Origin of the sequence: Streptosporangium sp. NPDC049078, from assembly GCF_040648855.1 — a bacterium.
Taxonomy (GTDB): domain Bacteria; phylum Actinomycetota; class Actinomycetes; order Streptosporangiales; family Streptosporangiaceae; genus Streptosporangium.
Genome location: NZ_JBEZEL010000008.1, coordinates 190,501 through 211,084, shown reverse-complemented (window position 1 = coordinate 211,084; position 20,584 = coordinate 190,501). Strand labels below are relative to the sequence as shown.

At 70.5% G+C, this 20,584-nt stretch carries 17 protein-coding genes; 11 read left to right on the top strand and 6 right to left on the bottom strand.

What is annotated here, in order from left to right:
• A partial coding sequence (gene hemE / locus AB0B90_RS15530) for a uroporphyrinogen decarboxylase (protein WP_362923001.1) occupies nt 1–951 on the bottom strand: 951 nt, incomplete at its 3' end.
• Nucleotides 952–1,650: 699 nt separating this feature from the next.
• Here hemE and AB0B90_RS15525 point away from each other — a divergent pair.
• Together AB0B90_RS15525 and AB0B90_RS15520 are read left to right on the top strand one after the other, a co-directional pair.
• On the top strand, nt 1,651–2,247 hold the full coding sequence (locus tag AB0B90_RS15525; protein ID WP_350946697.1) for a DUF3000 domain-containing protein: 597 nt from the start codon (nt 1,651–1,653) through the stop codon (nt 2,245–2,247).
• On the top strand, nt 2,244–3,470 hold the full coding sequence (locus AB0B90_RS15520; RefSeq protein WP_350946696.1) for a ribonuclease D: 1,227 nt from the start codon (nt 2,244–2,246) through the stop codon (nt 3,468–3,470). Before AB0B90_RS15525 ends, AB0B90_RS15520 begins: the two co-directional genes overlap by 4 nt.
• A gap of 108 nt (nt 3,471–3,578) precedes the next feature.
• On the opposite strand, the gene AB0B90_RS15515 is transcribed toward AB0B90_RS15520, so the two are convergent.
• Together AB0B90_RS15515 and AB0B90_RS15510 are read right to left on the bottom strand one after the other, a co-directional pair.
• Nucleotides 3,579–4,052 (bottom strand): ATP-binding protein, encoded by a 474-nt coding sequence (locus AB0B90_RS15515; RefSeq protein ID WP_362922998.1) that lies wholly within the window; start codon nt 4,050–4,052, stop codon nt 3,579–3,581.
• Between the two features lie 403 nt (nt 4,053–4,455).
• On the bottom strand, nt 4,456–5,100 hold the full coding sequence (locus AB0B90_RS15510; protein ID WP_350946694.1) for an HNH endonuclease family protein: 645 nt from the start codon (nt 5,098–5,100) through the stop codon (nt 4,456–4,458).
• Between the two features lie 472 nt (nt 5,101–5,572).
• Here AB0B90_RS15510 and AB0B90_RS15505 point away from each other — a divergent pair, with 472 nt between their 5' ends.
• From AB0B90_RS15505 to AB0B90_RS15490, 4 genes are all read left to right on the top strand, one after another.
• Nucleotides 5,573–6,715, top strand: a complete 1,143-nt coding sequence (locus tag AB0B90_RS15505; RefSeq protein WP_362922996.1) for a Gfo/Idh/MocA family oxidoreductase — start codon at nt 5,573–5,575, stop codon at nt 6,713–6,715.
• The gene (locus tag AB0B90_RS15500; RefSeq protein WP_362922994.1) at nt 6,715–7,863 is read left to right on the top strand and encodes a dihydrodipicolinate synthase family protein; all 1,149 of its coding nucleotides are present in this window, start codon (nt 6,715–6,717) and stop codon (nt 7,861–7,863) included. Before AB0B90_RS15505 ends, AB0B90_RS15500 begins: the two co-directional genes overlap by 1 nt.
• The gene (locus tag AB0B90_RS15495) at nt 7,860–8,705 is read left to right on the top strand and encodes a sugar phosphate isomerase/epimerase (protein WP_350946691.1); all 846 of its coding nucleotides are present in this window, start codon (nt 7,860–7,862) and stop codon (nt 8,703–8,705) included. The genes AB0B90_RS15500 and AB0B90_RS15495 overlap by 4 nt, the downstream gene beginning before the upstream one ends.
• A gap of 126 nt (nt 8,706–8,831) precedes the next feature.
• Nucleotides 8,832–9,578, top strand: coding sequence for a hypothetical protein (locus AB0B90_RS15490; protein ID WP_350946690.1), 747 nt, complete (start codon nt 8,832–8,834; stop codon nt 9,576–9,578).
• Between the two features lie 185 nt (nt 9,579–9,763).
• Here the strand turns inward: AB0B90_RS15490 and AB0B90_RS15485 are convergent, their stop codons facing one another.
• On the bottom strand, nt 9,764–10,756 hold the full coding sequence (locus AB0B90_RS15485; protein ID WP_350946689.1) for a LacI family DNA-binding transcriptional regulator: 993 nt from the start codon (nt 10,754–10,756) through the stop codon (nt 9,764–9,766).
• Between the two features lie 201 nt (nt 10,757–10,957).
• Here AB0B90_RS15485 and AB0B90_RS15480 point away from each other — a divergent pair, with 201 nt between their 5' ends.
• Together AB0B90_RS15480 and AB0B90_RS15475 are read left to right on the top strand one after the other, a co-directional pair.
• On the top strand, nt 10,958–12,157 hold the full coding sequence (locus tag AB0B90_RS15480; protein ID WP_350946688.1) for a thiolase family protein: 1,200 nt from the start codon (nt 10,958–10,960) through the stop codon (nt 12,155–12,157).
• Nucleotides 12,154–14,250, top strand: coding sequence for a 3-hydroxyacyl-CoA dehydrogenase NAD-binding domain-containing protein (locus AB0B90_RS15475; RefSeq protein WP_350946687.1), 2,097 nt, complete (start codon nt 12,154–12,156; stop codon nt 14,248–14,250). Before AB0B90_RS15480 ends, AB0B90_RS15475 begins: the two co-directional genes overlap by 4 nt.
• Nucleotides 14,251–14,300: 50 nt before the next feature.
• On the opposite strand, the gene AB0B90_RS15470 is transcribed toward AB0B90_RS15475, so the two are convergent.
• Nucleotides 14,301–15,761 (bottom strand): amino acid permease, encoded by a 1,461-nt coding sequence (locus AB0B90_RS15470; RefSeq protein ID WP_350946686.1) that lies wholly within the window; start codon nt 15,759–15,761, stop codon nt 14,301–14,303.
• A gap of 151 nt (nt 15,762–15,912) precedes the next feature.
• Between AB0B90_RS15470 and AB0B90_RS15465 the strand changes: the two genes are divergently transcribed.
• Nucleotides 15,913–16,587 carry a VTT domain-containing protein gene (locus tag AB0B90_RS15465; RefSeq protein ID WP_362922990.1) on the top strand — a complete coding sequence of 225 codons (675 nt, stop codon included), beginning with the start codon at nt 15,913–15,915 and terminating at the stop codon, nt 16,585–16,587.
• Nucleotides 16,588–16,654: 67 nt separating this feature from the next.
• Here AB0B90_RS15465 and dxs read toward each other — a convergent pair whose 3' ends face one another.
• Nucleotides 16,655–18,574, bottom strand: a complete 1,920-nt coding sequence (gene dxs / locus AB0B90_RS15460; RefSeq protein WP_350946684.1) for a 1-deoxy-D-xylulose-5-phosphate synthase — start codon at nt 18,572–18,574, stop codon at nt 16,655–16,657.
• A gap of 185 nt (nt 18,575–18,759) precedes the next feature.
• On the opposite strand from dxs, the gene AB0B90_RS15455 reads away from it, so the two are divergent.
• Nucleotides 18,760–19,587 carry a neutral zinc metallopeptidase gene (locus AB0B90_RS15455; RefSeq protein WP_350946683.1) on the top strand — a complete coding sequence of 276 codons (828 nt, stop codon included), beginning with the start codon at nt 18,760–18,762 and terminating at the stop codon, nt 19,585–19,587.
• A gap of 147 nt (nt 19,588–19,734) precedes the next feature.
• Nucleotides 19,735–20,517, top strand: a complete 783-nt coding sequence (locus AB0B90_RS15450) for a neutral zinc metallopeptidase (RefSeq protein ID WP_350946682.1) — start codon at nt 19,735–19,737, stop codon at nt 20,515–20,517.
• Nucleotides 20,518–20,584 lie beyond the last annotated feature (67 nt).

Here is a 20,584-nt window from a genome sequence, read left to right as displayed (position 1 = left end):
GGCCTGCTCGGTCAGGCGGGGGCCGACGTCGTGGGCGTCGACTGGCGGGTCGCGCTCGACGACCTTCCAGGGGGCGAGCAGGATCGCCGGATCCAGATTGCCCTGCAGCGCCTTGCCGGGGCCGACCCGCGAGGCGGCCTCGTCGAGCGGGACCCGCCAGTCGACGCCCACGACGTCGGCCCCCGCCTGACCGAGCAGGCCGAGCAGCTCGCCGGTGCCGACACCGAAGTGGATGCGCGGGACGTCCAGGTCTGCCAGGCCCGCGAAGATCCGGCTGGTGTAGGGGAGGACGAACTCGCGGTAGTCGTCGGGTGACACCGCGCCGACCCAGGAGTCGAAGAGCTGGACGGCGGAGGCCCCGGCGGCGAGCTGCACGCGCAGGAAGCCCAGGGTGATCTGGGTCAGCCGGTCCATGAGGGCGTGCCACAGCTCCGGCTCGCCGTACATCATGGCCTTGGTGTGGTCGTGGTTCTTGGAGGGGCCGCCCTCGATGAGGTAGGAGGCCAGCGTGAACGGCGCTCCCGCGAACCCGATGAGGGGGGTCCCGCCCAGCTCCTTCGTCAGCGCCTGGACGGCCTCGGTGACGTAGGAGACGTCGTCCGGCTCGATCGGCCGCAGCGCCTTGGCCGCCTCGGCGTCCCTGATCGGCGCGGCCACCACCGGTCCGACGCCCGGCTTGATGTCGAGGTCGACGCCGATCGCCTTGAGCGGGACCACGATGTCGCTGAAGAGGATGGCCGCGTCCACGCCGTAGCGGCGGACCGGCTGCATCGTGATCTCCACGACCAGCTCGGGGGTGGCGCAGGCCGTGAGCATCGGCACTCCCTCGCGAAGCGCCCGGTATTCGGGCAGCGAGCGACCGGCCTGGCGCATGAACCACACCGGCGTGTGAGGAACGGACCGGCGGCGGCAGGCGCGCAGGAAAGCGGAGTCGACGAGCTCGGAAGTCACCCCACCAGGGTGCCATGCCGACAGACCGCTCGGCTCACCAAGGCCCTCGACCGATGAGTTCAATACGAAATCACCGACTATTCAATGAGATCGCACGTCACACCCCACAGACACTGTCAAGTGATGACAACGATCGCGCTTTACCGGTTTTGAGAGCTTCGTCCACTGAAATCCGATGTTGGCACGCGGCAGATGAGAACAGGCGGAGCGAGGCGATCATGTTTCCGGGTACAGTTCCTCTCATCGGCGATCCTGGCCCGGCCCTCGGCTGGTCCAAATGTTCGCCAAGTCACCGCGCGGCATCGATTCCCGCACCACTTTGGGGACACGCCGAGCACGCTGCGCGGAAATGTCGGCGCGACGTGCCAACGTCGGACCACGACCCGACGAAAGGCCCGTGCGATGTCCACCATGTGGAGTTCACCCGAACGTCGCGGTGAGCACCGTGCCTCCCGCACCAGCGGGCGGGGTCCCCACCAACGGTCCCATCCCCGCGGTCACGACCGGGGCGAGCGTCACGAATGGGCCGACACGGAACGGGTCCGCGCCGGGCACGGTCACGAGCTCCTCCCGGAAGTTCCCGTCGGCGGGCTCACCCTCGCCCCTCGCAGGCCGTCGGCAACGGCTTGATCGGTTCCAATGGCTCCTATACGCACCCCAGTGGTCCCCATGCGATCAGTTTCGACCTACGCTTCCGATATGACCGTCGGTGACGCGCCGCCCGCTCCCGCCGCCTTCAGGCGCGCGGTGGCGAGCATGCGCCCCGCGGAGGTCAGGCCCGAGATCGAGCTGGAGGACATCCCGGCCCCGCAGCGCCTGGCCCCCTATTCGGCCGCGATCGGCGCGTCGGTGTACCGCGACGACGACGAGCTCGCGGTCGGCCGCCTCATCGTGCTCTTCGACCCCGACGGCCAACGCGGCTGGGACGGCCAGTTCAGGCTCGTCGCCTACGTACGGGCCGACATGGAGCCGGAGATCACCGAAGACCCGCTGCTCGGACCCGTCGCGTGGAGCTGGCTCACCGAGTCGCTCGACGCCCACGGCGCCGGCTACGCCGCCGCCGGAGGCACCGTCACCCGGGCGGTCTCCGAGGGCTTCGGCAACAAGGCCGAAGACCCGGTGACCACGGAGCTGGAGCTGCGCGCATCCTGGTCGCCGCTGCAGGAGGACCTCTCCGGCCATGTCGCCGCCTGGTGCGACCTGATGTGCCTTGCCGCGGGCATGCCACCCCTGCCACCCGACGTGGCGGCCCTGCCGCCGCGCCGTCGCGAAGATCCGGAGCCCTTCAGAACGTGACCGATGAGACGACCGTAGTCCCGCTGCTGGAACCTCGTGAGGGAATCCCACCCGTCGTCGAGGATCCGGCGGCTCTCGCGCGCGTGGTACGCGCCTTCGCCGAGGGCACAGGCCCCGTCGCCGTCGACGCCGAGCGCGCCTCCGGCTACCGCTACAGCGGCCGCGCCTATCTCGTCCAGCTGCGCCGCGCGGGCGCGGGAAGCGCCCTGATCGACCCCATCCGCTGTCCCGACCTGTCGGAGCTCGACGCGGCGCTCGCCGACGCGGAGGTGGTGCTGCACGCGGCCTCCCAGGACCTGCCGTGCCTGGCGGAGGTGGGCTTCCACCCGCGAGAGCTGTTCGACACCGAGCTGGCCGGTCGACTGCTCGGCTACGAGCGGGTCGGGCTCGGCCTGATGGTCGAGAACGTCCTCGGATTCAGGCTGGAGAAGGGCCACTCGGCCGCCGACTGGTCCACCCGACCTCTGCCGGAAGACTGGCTGCGCTATGCCGCCCTCGACGTCGAGGTCCTGATCGAGCTCCGCGACGTCCTGCACGAGGAGCTGATCTCCAGCGGCAAGCTGGAGTGGGCGCGGGAGGAGTTCGCCGCCGTGCTCGCGCACAAGGCGCCGGCCCCGCGCTCCGACCCGTGGCGGCGCACCTCGGGGATCCACAAGGTCCGCTCGCTGCGCGGGCTGGCGGTGGTGCGGGAGCTGTGGACACTCCGCGACGAACTCGCCCGCCAGTCCGACGTCGCCCCCGGCCGGGTCCTGCCCGACTCGGCGATCGTGACAGCCGCGCTTGAGCTGCCCCGCACCACCAAGGCGCTCACCGACATTCCCCCGTTCACCGGCCGCAGCGCCCGGCGGCACCTGCGCGACTGGCTGGCTGCGATCGGCGCCGCCCGCTCACTGCCCGACTCGGAGCTGCCGCAGCCCAGCGCCCCCGGCGACGGGCCGCCACCGGCCAACCGGTGGATGGACCGCGACCCGGTGGCCGCCCGCCGGCTCGCCGCCGCCAGGGCCGTGGTGGCCGCGCTCGCCGACGAGCATCACATGCCCGCGGAGAACCTGATCCAGCCCGACGCGATACGCCGCCTGACCTGGGAGCCACCCCCGGTCATCAGTGACGAGAGCGTGGTCGCCCGGCTGCGTGAGCTGGGTGCCAGGGAGTGGCAGATCGGGCTGACGGCCCATCCGATCGCCAAGGCCCTGCTCCGTTTGGAGATCAAGGGTCAGGCGTGAGGCCCCCGCCCTTTACAAAGTAGATCACTTCCCGTTCCATTCCCGGGACCGGGCCGAGCACGTCCACACCGGCCCGGATCCCCGGTCTCGGGAACGCTCCAGGCCGGCTCAGTTCCGGCAGGCCGCGGAAAGAGGGCGTTCCGCCTCGTCGCTCTCGTCACCGACCGGCTCCGGCCGCACGTAGGGGATGGCGCACCACACCGTCCGGCCCAGCCCGCGGCCGTGCTCGCGGGTCCCCCAGCGTCCACCGGAGAGCCGGTCGACGATGAGCAGGCCCCGACCGCGTCTGGCCTCGAAAGGCCGGCGCCACGAGATGTGCGGCGCACGAGAGGCGGAGCCGGGGTCGGAGACCTCGACGTGGACGGAGTCGTGGGTGGCGGTCAGGGTGAGACCGATCAGGTCGTCCACCAGGCCGGGGTCGGCGTGCTCCACGGCGTTCGCCAGCAACTCGGAGACCACCTGGACGACATCGGACAGCAGGACGTGGTCGGGACCGAGGGCCTCACGCGTCTCATGGCGGGCCCGTCCGACCGATTCGTAGGCGCTGTCCAGAAATACCTCCGTGAGTTTTCCCGTCTTCATGCCCGAAGCCCTCCACCTGGTTTCACGAATCGCCGTCTTCACATCCACCTTCGCGGGGAATCCCTTCGAAGAACGACTACCCTTCGTGTCCGGCTCGACACATGACAGCCCAGCGCTTCCCGGCATTTTCCGCGCGGCCGTCGAATAACCCGGGGCATTCACCCGCACCGGTCTCAATGTCGGCCTTTCATGAGGAATGCGATCCGATATGGAGTTCGGCGGACATTCAGTGCCACGGAATATCACGCAACCAAGATGATCATCCTCTTCGCGACGTCACGGCTCCGGGGGCCGGGCCCCCACCGCCACCGCCCCCGGGGGGCTCGGGGACACCGGCCCCGGAGCGCGGGGGACGGCGGCCCCGGACAGGGCGGGGACGGCGGGGGCCGGCGGGGCGGGAGGCTCAGCAGCTCGCGAGCATGCTCTGCAGGGCGCTCTTCTCCGAGCTCTGCAGGGTCAGCTTCCAGTAGTACTTCACCTGGATCCACGCCCTGGCGTAGGTGCAGTGGAAGCTCGCCAGCGGTGGCCGCCACGTCGAGGGGTCCTGGTCGCCCTTGGCCTGGTTGACGTTGTCGGTCACCGCCCACAGCTCGGGCCCGCCCAGATCGTTCGCGTACTCCTGGCGCTGCGCGCTGGTCCACGCGTAGGCGCCCGAACGCCACGCCTCGGCCAGTGGCACCATGTGGTCGATGTCGACGTCACTCGCGGCGGTCCAGGTGGCGCCGTCGAACGGGGAGTACCACCGGCCGGAGACGGCCGCGCAAGCGGAGTCGACGACCACTCCCGTGCCGTCCCTTTTGAGCACCGTCTCCCTGGTGTTGCAGGAGCCGCTGATGGTGATCCAGTGATTGAACAACGACCGGCTGTAGGAGGACTGGTTCGTCTCCGCGGCGACGGTGAGCGTCGCGAGCCTGCTCGCGGCGGTGGCCGCGGAGGGAATGTTGGGCGGGGTCGCCGACGCCGCCCCTGCCGTCAGGGAGACGGCCAGGGAGACGATGAGGAGAATCGGCGTGAGGGCAGCGGAAATCCCGGTGACGACTCGTTTCACGAGTGGCCCCTTCTGTCGCTCCACCTCGGCCAGTCGAGGGGTCTGGGCACGGCGAGAGGAGGACAGACGGAACGTCTCAACTCATGACAAATACGAAAATGTCATGCTTTGACGACGAGTCAGGACACGCTTGGTCGGATACTGCCCTGATGCGCGCTCGGACGCGTTTCAGCTGCGATGACGTGGGACACGGAAAACGCGAGACTCTCTTTCACCCGCCCTTTTCTCGCGAACGTGTTGTAAAGATCTCGTGAACGCCGGAATATCTCCGGGAAACGCCGGGAATCCTCCGGTCCGGACCTCAGGACCACCTCGACGACCTCGCCCCGGCCCCGGCCGGCGTTCCCGCCCCGCGACTCCGAGGGGCACCGGCCGGCATCCCGCTCATCCGGACATCGCCCGGCGCTTGCCGCAGGCGGGACGACTGTCGTACGGTGGAAAGGAAAGCGCTTTCCTCAGAGGTCGGAGAAAGATGTCCCCGCAAAGCATCGGCGTGGTGATGAACGGCGTCACGGGCCGCATGGGCTACCGCCAGCACCTGGTCCGCTCTGTCCTGGCGATCAACGAGCAGGGCGGCGTGCCCCTGTCGGGCGGCGAGAGGGTCCTGCTCAGACCGGTGCTGGTGGGCCGCAACGCCGAGAAGTTGCAGAGGCTGGCCGACGACCACGGCATCGAGTCCTGGACCACCGACCTCGACACCGCCCTCGCCGACGACGCCAACCTGATCTACTTCGACGCCCAGGTCACCCAGGCCCGCGTGAAGGCCGTGCTCGCGGCGATCGAGGCGGGCAAGCACGTCTACGCGGAGAAGCCGACCGCCGAGACGTACGAGGACGCGCTGGCGCTCGCCGAGGCCGCGACCGCCAAGGGGGTGAAGAACGGCGTCGTGCAGGACAAGCTCTTCCTTCCCGGCCTGCTCAAGCTCAGGCGCCTGATCGACGGCGGCTTCTTCGGCAGGATCCTGTCGGTGCGCGGCGAATTCGGCTACTGGGTGTTCGAGGGCGACTGGCAGGAGGCGCAGCGCCCGTCGTGGAACTACCGCTCCGAGGACGGCGGCGGCATCGTCCTCGACATGTTCCCGCACTGGGCCTACGTGCTGGAGAACCTGTTCGGCCGGGTCACCTCGGTCTACGCCCAGGCCGTCACCCACATCCCCGAGCGGGTGGACGAGCGGGGTGAGACCTATCGGGCCACCGCCGACGACGCCGCCTACGGGGTGTTCGAGCTGGAGGGCGGGATCATCGCGCAGATCAACTCCTCCTGGAGCGTGAGGGTGAACCGCGACGAGCTGGTGGAGTTCCAGGTCGACGGCACGCACGGCAGCGCGGTCGCCGGTCTGCGCGACTGCCGGATCCAGCACCGCGCCGCCACTCCCAAGCCGGTGTGGAACCCCGATCTGCCCGCCACCGCCCGCTTCAGGGACGGCTGGCAGGAGGTGCCGGACAACACGGAGTTCGACAACGGCTTCAAGATCCAGTGGGAGCGGTTCGTCCGCCACGTGGCCGAGGACGCGCCCTTCCCCTACGACTTCGCCTCGGGAGCGCGCGGCGTCCGCCTCGCCGAGCTGGGCCTGCGCTCCTCCACGGAGGGCCGCCGCCTGCCGGTGGAGCCGTGATGGCCGCACCGAGGACCGCGCGGATCGCGCTGCCCGGCGGGGAGCACACCCTGCGCGAGCCGGTCACCTGGAGCAGGCCCGCGGGCCCCGCCGTGAGCCGCGTCGTCTACGCCGCCGCCCACGTGGTCGCCGATCCCCTCGGCGACAACACCCCGGGCTCCCCCGCCGCCGTCGACTGGGACGCCACCCTGCGTTTTCGCCACCATCTGTGGTCGTACGGGCTGCGCGTCGCCGACGCCATGGACACCGCCCAGCGCAACATGGGGCTCGACTGGACGGCCACCCGCGAGCTGATCCGGCGCAGCGCCGCCGAGGCGAAGGCCTTCGGCGACCCGGCGGAACTGGTGGCCTGCGGCGCGGGCACCGACCAGGCCCCGCACGCCCGGACCCTGGACGAGGTCGTGGCGGCCTACACCGAGCAGATCGAGACCGTGCGGGACGCGGGCGCCGGGGTCATCGTGATGGCGAGCCGCCGGCTGGCCGCGATCGCGCGGGGCCCGGAGGACTACCACCGGGTCTACGGCGAGCTGCTCTCCGGGGTCGACCGCCCGGTGATCCTGCACTGGCTGGGCGAGATGTTCGACCCGAACCTGGCGGGCTACTGGGGCTCGCGCGACGTGACCGAGGCGACCGCGTCGTTCCTCTCCCTGATCCGCGACCACGCGGCGAAGGTGGACGGGGTCAAGGTCTCGCTGCTGGACGCCGAGCACGAGATCGGGTTGCGCGCGGCACTGCCCGAAGGCGTACGGCTCTACACCGGCGACGACTTCAACTACCCCTCGCTGATCGCGTCGGGCAGCCACGCGCTGCTGGGGATCTTCGACGCGATCGCCCCCGCCGCCGCCGCGGCCCTGGAGGCACTCGACGCGGGCGACCTGCGACGGTACGACGAGATCATGGAGCCCACGGTCCCGCTCTCACGGAAGATCTTCGAGGCGCCGACGTACAACTACAAGACGGGCATCGTCCTCCTCGCGTGGCTCAACGGCCACCAGGACGCCTTCAGCATGGTCAACGGCGCTCAGGCGGCCAGATCCCTGCCCCACCTGGCCGAGGTGTTCCGGCTGGCCGACCGGGCCGGGCTGCTGGCCGATCCCGAGCTGGCGGTCTCCCGGATGCGCTCCCTGCTGGCGGTGAACGGCCTGTGATCGCGCGAACGAGCCGTCTCTCGCTGAACCAGTGGACCACGAAACGGTGGTCGGTTGCCGAAGCCGTCGACGGGTGCGTGCGGCACGGCGTCGAGGCCATCGGCCTGTGGCGGCAGGACGTCGCCGCGGCGGGCCTGGAGGAGACCGTGAAGCTCGTCGCGGACGCCGGGCTGCGGGTGTCGTCGCTGTGCCGGGGCGGTTTCCTCACCTCGGGCGGGCAGAACGCCCTGGACGACAACCGCAGGGCGATCGACGAGGCCGCGGCGCTGAACGCCGCCTGCCTGGTCATGGTGGTCGGCGGCCTGCCCGGCGTGGTGCCCGGCGAGCCGCCCGGCACGATCTCCCGGGACCTGCCCGCGGCGCGGGAGCGGGTCGCCGAGGCACTGGCCGTGCTGGCACCGTACGCGGGCGAACGCGGGGTGAGGCTCGCCCTCGAACCGCTGCACCCGATGTACTGCGCCGACCGGGCCGTGCTGTCCACCCTCGCCCAGGCACTCGACCTCGCCGAGGCGCACCCCTGCGAACAGGTGGGCGTCGTCGTCGACACCTTCCACGTGTGGTGGGACCCGCGGGTGCTTGAGCAGATCGCGAGGGCCTCGGACCGGATCGCGAGCTACCAGGTGTGCGACTTCCTGTCGCCGCTCCCCGCCGACGTGCTGCTCGGCCGGGGGATCATGGGTGAGGGCGTCATCGACTTCGCCCCGATGACCCGGGCGGTGGCCGAGGCGGGCTACACGGGGGACGTCGAGGTCGAGATCTTCAACGCCGAGGTGTGGGCGGCCGACCCCGACGAGATCCTGTCCAGGGTGAAGGCCGCCTTCGCCGAGTTCGTCGGAGGGTGACGGGCACTCTCCCGCCACGATTTTTCTGAGCGAAGGACCGTTCCAGCGGGAGGAAAAACGTATTCGCCGAGCCCGGATTACCGCTTCACGGTGGAGTGACGTGTCAGGTACTCGTACGGTAGGGACATGACGACCGCAGAAAGCGAAGCCCGCCCCGCCATACAGCGGCCGCCGGAACACGTGATGGCCGTGCTGGAGACGATCAGGGAGTGGGAGGCCGCCAACCCCGACTCCGCCCCCTCGGGCCAGGGAGAGGCGATTCTCTGGGCCCTGGGAAAGCGGGAGCAGGCGCCGATCAGCGGTCGTCCCTCCTCGGGATCCCCGCCCACCCTCGCGGAGGCGCGCGCCGAGATCGACGCCGCCGAGCGGGTTCCGCGCGAGGGCCGGGTCCTGCCGGCCGACGGGGTGATCAGCACCCTGAACTGGTTGATCGGCGCCAAGGACGGCCTGCCCATCCCCGGCCGCCGCTCCTCGGAAGGCTGGGGACACCTGGTCGGCGGGCGTGGTGTGATCCTGCGTACCGAGGACGAGATCGCCGCCGTCGCCGAGCTGGCCCGCCAGGGCCGGCCCAACGCCGCGGGCGAGTGGGAGAAGGAGTGGTGCGCGGGCACCGTCGCCGTGTGCGAATGGGTGCTCGGCACCCGCAGGAAGTCCCCGGTCCGCAACACGCCTCGCCCCATGCACGGACCGACCGGCCTCAACCTCGGCATGGAGGAGAGCGCGGCCGAGGACGTGTCCCGGCAGCTCGGCCGGGGGCGCCAGCACTCTCCCGGATACGGTGACGGGGTGATCAGGACGATCCGCTGGCTGCGCGGGCAGATCATGGTCCCGCCGGTCAACGAGCGGGGAAACCCCGTTCCCGGCATGCGCTGACCCCGCTCCCCCGCGTCTCCCTTTTTCCCGCGTTTCGCCGCGTTTTCCCGCGACACACGATCGGCCCGGACCGCCCCAGGGGTATCCGGGCCACCTGTCGTGTCACCCCGGGCCGTGGCCTCTGCCGTACCTCTCCGGGCCGTGGCCGCCTGTCATGTCATCCCGGCTCCCGACCGCCTGTCATGTCATCCCAGGCCGCGGCTGCTCTCCCGGAGGATCACCTCGCCGCTCACGGCCTCGGCCCGGACCTCCTCGGACGGGCCGAGGGCGAGCTCCAGCGCACGGGCGCCCATGTCGGCGAGCGGCAGCCGCACCGTGGACAGCGAGGGAACCAGGTCGCGCAGGGTGGAGATGTCGTCGAACCCGGCCACGGACACGTCCTCGGGCACCCGGACGCCCCGGTCTCTGAAGGAGGCGAGGGCGCCCACCGCCATCACGTCGTTGACGGCGAAGACGCACGTGACCCCGGAGGTCCGGGTGGCCGCCGCGTAGCCGCCCTCCCGGTCGAAGGTGCCGTGCAGGACGCGCGGCGCGGGCAGGCCGAGCTCCTCCAGCGCGCCGGCGAAGCCCTCCACCCTGTCCCTGGGCGCGATCAGCCAGTCGGGCCCGGCGAGGATCGCGAAGTTCCGGTGTCCCAGCCCGGCGAGAGCGCGGGCCAGTTCGGCGGCGCCCCGGCGGTTGTCCGGCACCACCGTGTCGACGCCGAGCAGATCCTGGCCCACGCAGGCGACCCGGCCCCCGGACTCCCGGTAGCGGTCGAGCTCCGCCCGGAGCCTCTGGGTCGTCCGCGGGTCGGTGACCCGGGAGCCGACGAGCAGCACGGCACGGACCCGCTGCGCGTTGAGCGTCGAGACGTAGGCGATCTCCCGCTCGGGGTCACGGTGGGTGGTGCCGATCATGACCATGAGCCCCTGGCTCTCGGCGACCCGCATCGCCCCGTCGGCGATCGCGGCGAAGTAGGGGTCGGTGAGGTCGTGGACGACCAGGCCGATCACGTTGCTCGCACCCCTGGCGAGGGTCTGCGCGGCCACGTTGGTGCGGTATCCCAGCTCGGCGGCGGCCAGCTCCACCTTGGCCCGCAGGGGTGCGCCCACCTGCCGGGTGCTGCCGTTGAGCACCCGTGACGCCGTGGCGAGCGAGACGCCCGCATGCCGGGCGACATCCTCAAGCGTGACCACCGACAACCTCCTGGAAAGCGTTTTCCAAAGTCTGTCAGAGTTACCCTCGCCCCGCACCCCGGACACGGGCCCGCGAGGTGGGGCGTGAGCCCGCACACTCCTGGGGACAACTTACCCACCTCCCGTCCACCCGGCCGCACCAAACCTTGTTACTGACGAGTAGCATGGTGGGGAAGCCATCCAGCAACGAGGAGCGAACCCGTGCCTTCGTCTCGTGACGTCGTATTCGTCGACGGTGTGCGCACACCATTCGGCAGGTCGGGCCCCAAGGGCCTGTACGCCGAGACGCGCGCCGACGACCTGGTGATCCGCGTCATCCGCGAGCTGATCCGGCGAAACCCGAATCTGCCTCCCGAGCGCGTCGACGAGGTGGCCATCGCGGCCACCACGCAGATCGGCGACCAGGGCCTCACCCTCGGCCGCTCCGCCGCGATCCTGGCCGGGCTGCCCAAGACCGTGCCCGGCTACTCGATCGACCGTATGTGCGCGGGCGCGATGACCGCGGTGACCTCGGTCGCCGGCGGCATCGCCTTCGGCGCCTACGACGTCGCGATCGCCGGTGGCGTCGAGCACATGGGCCGCCACCCCATGGGCGAGGGCGTCGATCCCAACCCCCGGTTCCTGGCCGAACGGCTCGTGAACGAATCCGCCCTCGTCATGGGCATGACCGCGGAGAACCTCCACGACCGCTACCCCTCCATCACCAAGGACCGCGCGGACGCCTTCGCCCTCGCCTCCCAGGAGAAGGTCGCCAAGGCGTACGCCGACGGCAGGATCCAGCAGGACCTGGTCCCGATGGCGACCAGGTCCGCCGAGAAGGGCTGGGGGCTGGCCACGGCCGACGAGGCCCCCCGCCCCGGCACCACACTGGAGGGCCTCGCCGGGCTGAAGACCCCGTTCCGCCCGCACGGCCGGGTCACCGCGGGCAACGCCTCCGGCATCAACGACGGCGCCACCGGCTGCGTCGTGGCCGCCTCCGACGTCGCCGAAGAGCTCGGCCTCGCGCCGAAGATGCGCCTGGTCTCGTACGCCTTCGCGGGCGTGGACCCGGAGGTGATGGGTGTCGGGCCGATCCCGTCCACCGAGCGGGCCCTGCGGCTGGCCGGGCTCTCCGTCTCCGACATGGGACTGTTCGAGATCAACGAGGCGTTCGCCGTGCAGGTGCTGGCGTTCCTCGAACACTTCGGCATCGCCGACGACGACCCCCGGGTGAACCCCTACGGCGGCGCCATCGCCTTCGGCCACCCGCTCGCCTCCTCCGGGGTGCGTCTGATGACGCAGCTCGCCCGCGAGTTCGGGGAGCGCCCCGACGTCCGCTACGGCGTGACCACGATGTGCGTGGGCCTGGGCATGGGCGGAACGGTCATCTGGGAGAACCTCGGCTGGGAGGGCGAGAAGTGACGGACAACAAGACGAACAGCGAGACGGACATCACGCGGCTCTTCGCCGACGAGGTCGTCACCCGGGCGGCCGTGCGCGACGTGGAACTGCCCTACGGGGCGGGCACCATGGCCCTGATCACGCTGGACAACGGCTTCGATCACACCAAGCCTTCGACGTTCGGCCCCGCCGGGCTGACCTCGCTGGGTGAGGCCCTGGACGCGGTCGCCGCACGCGGCGACCTGGCGGCCGTGGGTGTCGTCGGCAAGCCGTTCGTCTTCGCCGTCGGCGCCGACCTCAAGGGCGCCGCGCTGGTCTCCGAGCGCGAGCAGGCGCTGCTGATCGGCAGGCTGGGGCACGACGTGTTCCGCCGTCTCGGCGAGCTGGACGTGCCCTCGTTCGCGTTCGTCAACGGCGCGGCCATGGGCGGCGGCCTGGAGGTCGCGCTGCACTGCACCTACCGGACCATCTCCTCGGGCGTGGCCGCGGTGGCGCTTCCCGAGTGCTTCCTCGGCCTGGTCCCCGGCTGGGGCGGAACCCAGCTGCTGCCCCGGCTGATCGGCCCGGCCGCGGCCGTCAAGCTGATCGTCGAGAACCCGCTCGCGCAGAACCGCATGATCAAGGGCGGGGAGGCGTTCGCGCTCGGCGTCGCCGACGCGATGTTCGAGCCCGCCGACTTCCTGGAGGAGTCGCTGCGCTGGGCCGCCCAGGTGCTGCGCGGTGAGGTGACGGTCTCCCGCACCGACCACACCGGGGACGACTGGGCCAAGACGGTCGCCGACGCGCGCTTCCTGCTCGACATGAGGCTGCACGGCGCCTCCCCGGCCCCCTACCGGGCGCTGGAGCTGGTCGAGTTGTCCCGCACCGCTTCGCGCGACGAGGGGTTCGCCGCCGAGGACGAGGCCCTCGCCGACCTCCTCATGGGCGACGAGCTTCGCGCCGGCCTGTACTCCTTCGACCTGGTCCAGCGGCGGGCCAAGAAGCCCGCGGGCGCCCCCGACAAGGCGCTGGCCCGCAAGGTGACCAAGGTCGGCGTCGTCGGCGCGGGCCTGATGGCCTCGCAGATGGCGCTGCTGTTCGCGCGCCGCCTGGAGGTCCCGGTCGTGCTGACCGACCTCGACCAGGACCGCCTCGACAAGGGCGTGGGATACGTCCACGCCGAGGTGGACAAGCTGCTCGGCAAGGGGCGCCTCTCCGCCGACCAGGCCAACCGGCTCAAGGCCCTGGTGACCGGCTCGCTGACCAAGGACGCGTTCGCCGACGCCGACTTCGTCATCGAGGCGGTCTTCGAGGACATGAAGGTCAAGCGGAAGGTGTTCGCCGAGGTGGAGGAGGTCGTCTCCGCCGAGTGCGTGCTCGCCACGAACACCTCCTCGCTGTCGCTGACCGAGATGGCCTCGGGGCTGCGCCACCCGGAGCGCGTCGTGGGCTTCCACTTCTTCAACCCGGTCGCGGTGATGCCGCTGCTGGAGATCGTGCGGGGAGCGAAGACCGACGACGCGACGCTCGCCACGGCCTTCTCCGTCGGACGGTCGCTGAAGAAGTCGTCCGTGCTGGTCAAGGACGCGCCCGCGTTCGTGGTCAACCGCCTGCTGACGCGCTTCATGGGCGAGGTCATCGGCGCCGTCGACGAGGGCACCCCGCTTGAGGTCGCCGACCACGCGCTGGACGGGCTGGGCCTGCCGATGACCCCGTTCGCGCTGCTGCAACTCGTCGGCCCGGCCGTGGCGCTGCACGTCGCCGAGACGATGCACGAGGCCTTCCCCGCCCGCTACGGGGTGTCGGAGAACCTCGCCCGGCTCGTCGCGGCGGGCAGGCCCGGTGTCTACGCGCCGGACTTCTCGCTGGACCCCGAGGCGGTCGCCCTCTTCGCCGGCGGCACCTCCCCGTCGACGGCGGAGGAGGTGCGGCTGCGGGCGCTGCGGGCGCTGGCCGAGGAGATCCGCCTCATGCTCCAGGAGGGCGTGGTCTCCGCTCCCCAGGACATCGACCTGTGCATGATCCTCGGTGCGGGCTGGCCGTTCCACCTGGGCGGCGTCACCCCGTACCTGGACCGGACGGGCATCGCCGAGCCGCGGTTCCTGCCGCCGGGCGTGGCCTCGGTCCCCGCCTGACGTCTCCTTCTCGCGGCCCCTTCCCTCGGGAACGGGCCGCGAGAAGGAGATCACCGCGAGCGCTCCGAGAGCCTGCTGTGCCGGTAGCCGTACCCGAAGTAGAGCAGGATCCCGAGCAGCATCCACACCACGAACCTGAGCCAGGTCTCCACGGGGAGGTTGAGCATCAGGTAGACGCAGGCGAGCACCGACAGGACGGGAACCACCGGCACCAGCGGGGTGCGGAAGGAACGCGGCAGGTCGGGGCGGGTGCGGCGGAGGATGACCACCGCGATCGAGACCACCACGAACGCGAAGAGCGTGCCGATGTTGACCAGCTCGGCGATGGTGGACAGCGGCACCAGCCCGGCCAGGGCCGCGACGACGACACCCATCATGATGGTGATGACGTACGGGGTCCGGTATTTGGGGTGCACCTTGGCCAGCCCGCTCGGCAGCAGGTGGTCGCGGCACATGGCGAACATCACCCGCGACATGCCCATCATGAGGATCATCACGACCGTCGTGAGACCGGCCAGCGCGCCGACGCTGATCAGCGACGCGGCCCACGTCTGGCCGACCGCCTTGAACGCGTCGGCGAGCGGCGCCGCCTCGCTGAGCTGACCGTAGGGCTGCATTCCGACGACGACCAGGGAGACCGCGACGTACAGCGCCGTGCAGATGGCGAGCGAGGACAGGATGCCGATGGGCAGGTCCCGCTGCGGGTTGCGCGTCTCCTCCGCCGCGGTGGCGACCACGTCGAAGCCGATGTAGGCGAAGAACACGATGGCCGCGGCACTGAAGATGCCCAGCACCCCGTACGCCACCGGGCTGATCCCGAACAGCACCTGGATCAGCGGCGCGGACAGCCCCTCCACGGCCGGGGTCGCCTTCGACGGCGGGACGAACGGCGAGTAGTTGGCGCCCCTGACGAAGAACAGCCCGGCCACGACGACCAGCAGGATCACCGCGAGCTTGATCGTGACGATGATCAGGTTGAACCGGGACGACAGCTTGATCCCGACGACCAGGATCGCGGTGAGAACCAGCACGATCAGCGCGGCGGGCAGGTTGAACGCCGCCCCCTCCCCCGCGATCGTCTCCGGCAGTGTCATCCCCAGGGACGCCAGCAGCGAGGTGAGGTATCCCGACCAGCCGACCGCGACGACCGCGGCGCCGAGCATCATCTCCAGCGTGAGGTCCCAGCCGATGATCCAGGCGGGAAACTCACCGAGGGTGGCGAACGCGAAGGTGTAGGCGGATCCCGCCACCGGGACGGTGGAGGCGAACTCGGCGTAGCAGAGCGCCGCCAGCGCGCAGACGATGCCCGCGACCACGAAGGACAGTGCCACCGCGGGCCCGGCCATCTCCCTCGCGACCCGGCCGGTGAGTACGAAGATGCCGGTGCCGATGACGACGCCGATCCCGAAGACGGTGAGGTCCAGCGCGCTGAGGTCCTTGCGCAACCGGTGTTCCGGTGCCTCGGTGTCCGAGATCGACTGCTCCACCGACTTGACGCGCAAGACCCCCATGGCCCCTCCTCGACCGCCGGTTCTGTGTCGCAGGTCACATGCCCATTGGATCGGCGGACGAACGGCGAAACTCAAGGCTGTTTCAAAGTCGGGGTTGTCTAGGGGAAGGTCCCCGATGCCGTCCGCCGCTCCCGGCCGCGATCCTGGGGGCATGCTCCTGGACATGCTGCAGTCGTCGTCTCCGTACCTGGTCGGCTCGATACTCCTCGCGGTGCTGACGGTGGCGGGCTCGCTGATACCCGGGGTCGCGGCGATCCTCGTGGCGGGGGCGGCGCTGACGGGTCCGTGGGAGATCGCGGCGGTGGCGGCCGCCGGGTGCGCCGGGTACGCCCTGTACGCCACCGGCGGCTGGCTCGTCGGCCGCCGGTACGGATCGCGGCTGCGCCTGAGCGGCCTCGGACGCAGGATCGGCGAACGGCGCTGGTCGCGGGCCGAGCGGCTGGCCACGAGCACCGGCGCCGACAGCGGCGCCGGCACCGGCCCGGCCCTGGCCGCCGCCCCTTTCCTGCCCGTGACCGGCTCGCTCACCCCGATCGTCGCCGGGGCCCTGAGCGTGCCGTACGCGCGCTTCATCCGCTGGACCCTCGCGGGCGGCGCGGCCTGGATGACCGTCTACCTGTGGCTGGGCTCCCTCGCGAGTGAGGCCCTGCGGCAGAACCGGCATCTGCTGGTGCCGATCCTCGGGTGCGTGGCGGTCGTGGTCGCGGGCCTCGTCGTGATCAACCACCGTGCCCGCCCGGCGCGCGAGGCGGCGGGCACGGGTGACGCCGACGGCTCGGGCCACACGACCGGCTCCGGCGACGCGAGCGAGCGGATCCCCGGTTGACCCGGATCGACGCGGGCTACCGGGGATCCGCACGGTGGAGGTACCGCGCGGACGGAGGGGACGCGGTTCAGCGGCTCGGGTGCTCCTCCAGGTCCGCGGAGCGCTTCGCGATCGCCTCGGTGATCTGACGGGCGATGTCCTGCGAGGTCAGGCCGATCTCGCTGAGGATCTTCGGGCGCTTGGCGTGGTCGAGGAAGCGCTGCGGGATGCCGTACGTGCGGACCGGCACGTCCACGTCGGCGTCGCGCAGCATGCGGGCGACCGCGTCGCCGACCGCGCCGACCCTGCCGTTGTCCTCGACCACCACGACCAGCTTGTGAGCGCGGGCGGCCGGCACCAGGGCCTCGTCCAACGGCTTGACCCAGCGCGGGTCGACCACCGTGGCGGAGATGCCCTGGGCGTCGAGCAGGTCGGCGGCCTCCAGGCACAGCTCGGCCATCGGCCCCACGGACACGAGCAGCACGTCGGGATCACCCGCGCGCAGCACGTCCATCTCGCCGAGGCGTCCGACCGCCTCGGTCTCGGCGGCCACCGCCCCCTTGGGGTAGCGCACGACGCTCGGGCCGTCGTCGATCTCCACGGCCTCGGCCAGCAGCTCGCGCAGGCGGGGCTCGTCGCGGGGAACGGCGACCGACAGGCCCGGGACGACCTGCAGGATCGACAGGTCCCACATGCCGTTGTGGCTGGCGCCGTCGTCGCCGGTGACGCCCGCCCGGTCGAGCACGACCGTGACCGGGAGCCGGTGCAGGGCGACGTCCATCAGGAGCTGGTCGAAGGCCCGGTTGAGGAAGGTGGCGTAGACGGCCACCACCGGGTGCAGACCGCCGAGCGCCAAACCGGCGGCGCTGGTCAGGGCGTGCTGCTCGGCGATACCGACGTCGTAGAGACGGTCGGGGTAGGCCTCGGAGAACGGGATGAGGCCGGTGGGGCCGAGCATCGCGGCGGTGATCGCCACGATGTCGCGCCGCTCGGCGCCCAGGCGCACCATCTCCTGGCCGAAGACGTTGGTCCAGCCGTGCGGCTTCGGCTTCTCCTCACCGGTGAGCGGGTCGAAGACGCCCGGCGAGTGGAAGCAGTCCTCGTCGTGGTTCTCCGCCGGGGAGTAGCCGAAGCCCTTCTTGGTGAGCACGTGCACGATGACCGGGCGGCGGAAGTCGCGGGCCCTGCGCAGTGCGGACTCCACGGCCTGCTCGTCGTGGCCGTCGACGAGGCCGATGTACTTCAGGCCGAGGTCCTCGAACATGACCTGCGGGGCGAGGACGTCCTTGAGGCCCTTCTTGACGCCGTGCAGGGCGTCGTAGACGGGGGCGCCGACCACGGGGACCCTCGTCAGGTTGCCCTTGACGAACTCGAGCACGTCCTCGTAGCGCTGATCGGTGCGCAGGGAGGCCAGGTGCGAGGCGAGTCCGCCGATGGTCGGCGAGTAGGAGCGGCCGTTGTCGTTGACCACGATGATCAGTGGCAGGTCCTTGCGCGCCGCGATGTTGTTGAGCGCCTCCCAGGCCATACCGCCGGTGAGCGCCCCGTCCCCGATCACCGCGACGACCGTGCGGTCGACCTCGCCGCGCAGCCGGTACGCCTTGGCCAGGCCGTCGGCGTACGACAGCGCGGTCGAGGCGTGGGAGTTCTCGATGATGTCGTGCTCGGACTCGGCCTGGCTGGGGTAGCCCGACAGGCCGCCCTCCTGGCGGAGCGTGTCGAACTGCCCGGCCCGGCCGGTGAGCATCTTGTGGACGTACGCCTGGTGACCGGTGTCCCACAGGATGCGGTCGTGCGGCGAGTCGAAGACCCGGTGCATCGCGATCGTCAGCTCGACGACGCCGAGGTTGGGACCGAGGTGGCCGCCGCTGCGGGCGGTGGAGGCGATCAGGAGGTCCCTGATCTCGGCGGCGAGGACCGGTAGCTCGTCCGCCGCCAGGCGCTTGAGGTCCTCTGGCCCCTTGACCGACTCCAGAAGATTTCCAGGCTGCCCGGTCCGCTCGCTCACGGAATCATCCCCTCTGTCCAGTCAACGTCACGACGAGTCTAGTTGCGATGGGGGACGCAACCCCCAGGAGCGGCGATTCTGCACGTTTTATCCACAGTTGCAATAACCTTTGCCTCACCATGAAAACTCTCCCCTTTAGGCAACTATCATCGCTTGTTGCCGTCTCGTTGACGTTTGCCCTGGTGATGACCCTGGACACAGCCGGCGCCTCCGCCTCGTCGGCCACCGCGACCTTGGCCTCGCAGCAGGTCGCGCCGACCGTCGAGACGGCACAGGGTACGACCACCTCCGCGGGGAGGCAGGCGCCCCCGCGCGGCCGGGCCGCCGCGACGGCGAGCCCTCTTTACCGCACCGGCACCCTGCCCACGATGCGTTGCCAGGCCGGACAGATCCGCGCGGGGAGCGCGGCCTCCTACCGGACCTTCGTCACCAAGACGGTTCGCTGTCTGAATCGGGCCTGGAAGACCCAGTTCAGGAAGACGAACCTGTCGTTCTCCCACCCCAACCTCCGCTTCTCCTCCACCACCAAGGTGACCACCCCCTGTGGTCGGTGGCCCAGCAGCGCCGGGGGGATGTACTGCTCCAGCAACCGCACCATCTACATCGGTGTCACGCGTGAGGTCCTGAAGAACCCCTTCGTGCCCAACCACGCCCAGTTCATCGCCCACGAGTACGGCCACCACGTGCAACACCTCGCGGGGATCATCAACTACTACAGCAGCAGCATCTGGCGGGCCTCCTCGTCCACCAAGCTCGCCTTCTCCCGCCGCCTCGAACTGCAGGCCGACTGCCTCGGCTCCGCCTTCCTGCGTCAGGCCGCCGACGACCTCCCGGTCGATCCGGCGCACTGGGACGCGATGGTCAGCTGGGTCCGCGACAACGGGCACAAGAACTGGCCCAAGAACGACCACGGCAAGGGCCGCAGCCAGGCCTACTGGATGGAGCGCGGCTTCAACGCGGGCTCCCCTTCCGCCTGCAACACCTGGTCGGCCCCGACCGGTCGCGTCGCCTGACCCCGGCACACCCCGCACCACCTGATCTTCAGCGCCTCCCGCACCTCCTGACCCTCGGCACGAACCCCGCGATATGCGGCCATGCTTTCCAAGCATGGCCGCATATCGGCTTTACCCCCTCTTGAACCTTCCCTAGGGTTGGGCATCATGCGCATCCCCCTTATCGCACTGCTCTCCGGCGTGCTCGTGAGCACGCTGCTCGCCGGTACGGCGGGCGCGGAGATCAGCGGCGGGCGGCTCGCGCCCGTGCCCACGGGCCAGGCCGCCCTGACCGCCAACCCGATCTACAAGACGGGCAAGCTCGAACCGGACGCCTGCCCTGAGCAGCCGGTCTACAACGACGACCGGGAGAGCGCGGAGATCTATCTCGACTTCGCCCTGGACTGCCTCAACGAGGGCTGGGAGTACCAGTTCGCCAAGGTGAAGCTGCCCTTCTCCAAGCCCAGGTTCGCGGTCACCTCGCGCATCGGCGTCCCGACCGGCTGCGGCAAGTTCCCCAAGGACGCCCAGGCGGTCTACTGCCCGGCGAACAAGAAGATCACCTTCTACCTCAACAAGGACATCCTCTCCCAGGCGACCGAGCTGTTCCTGCTGCAGACCCTGGCCCACGAGTACGGCCACCACGTCCAGCAGCTCTCCGGGATCATGACGGCCTTCGCCTCACGGGACTACAAGAACGAGAAGGCGGTGCTGCGCGAGCTGCGCAAGATCGAGCTCCAGGCCGAGTGCCTGAGCGGCGCCTTCATCGGCAGCATCTGGCACTCCCTGAACCGTGAGGAGTCGGACTTCAAGTACGTCCTGAGCGCCGCCTACAGCACGGCCACCCACGGGACCGCCAAGAACGTCGCCTACTGGGTGACCCGCGGTTTCGACCAGGAGACCCCCGGCTCCTGCAACACCTTCTCCGCCCCCAGGTCCAAGGTCGCCTGACCCCCTCCCCCTTCTCTCGCCCTTTCTCTCGCGACCACCCGCCGCCGTTCCCGCGAGCACGCGACGG

What these genes read in the sequence shown, in the direction of transcription:
- AB0B90_RS15525 (WP_350946697.1), top strand. Translation starts at nt 1,651, where the DNA reads ATGACCGTCGGTGACGCGCCGCCCGCTCCCGCCGCCTTCAGGCGCGCG.
- AB0B90_RS15515 (WP_362922998.1), bottom strand. Translation starts at nt 4,052, where the DNA reads ATGAAGACGGGAAAACTCACGGAGGTATTTCTGGACAGCGCCTACGAA.
- AB0B90_RS15505 (WP_362922996.1), top strand. Translation starts at nt 5,573, where the DNA reads ATGTCCCCGCAAAGCATCGGCGTGGTGATGAACGGCGTCACGGGCCGC.
- AB0B90_RS15500 (WP_362922994.1), top strand. Translation starts at nt 6,715, where the DNA reads ATGGCCGCACCGAGGACCGCGCGGATCGCGCTGCCCGGCGGGGAGCAC.
- AB0B90_RS15490 (WP_350946690.1), top strand. Translation starts at nt 8,832, where the DNA reads ATGACGACCGCAGAAAGCGAAGCCCGCCCCGCCATACAGCGGCCGCCG.
- AB0B90_RS15470 (WP_350946686.1), bottom strand. Translation starts at nt 15,761, where the DNA reads ATGGGGGTCTTGCGCGTCAAGTCGGTGGAGCAGTCGATCTCGGACACC.
- AB0B90_RS15465 (WP_362922990.1), top strand. Translation starts at nt 15,913, where the DNA reads ATGCTCCTGGACATGCTGCAGTCGTCGTCTCCGTACCTGGTCGGCTCG.
- AB0B90_RS15455 (WP_350946683.1), top strand. Translation starts at nt 18,760, where the DNA reads ATGACCCTGGACACAGCCGGCGCCTCCGCCTCGTCGGCCACCGCGACC.
- AB0B90_RS15450 (WP_350946682.1), top strand. Translation starts at nt 19,735, where the DNA reads ATGCGCATCCCCCTTATCGCACTGCTCTCCGGCGTGCTCGTGAGCACG.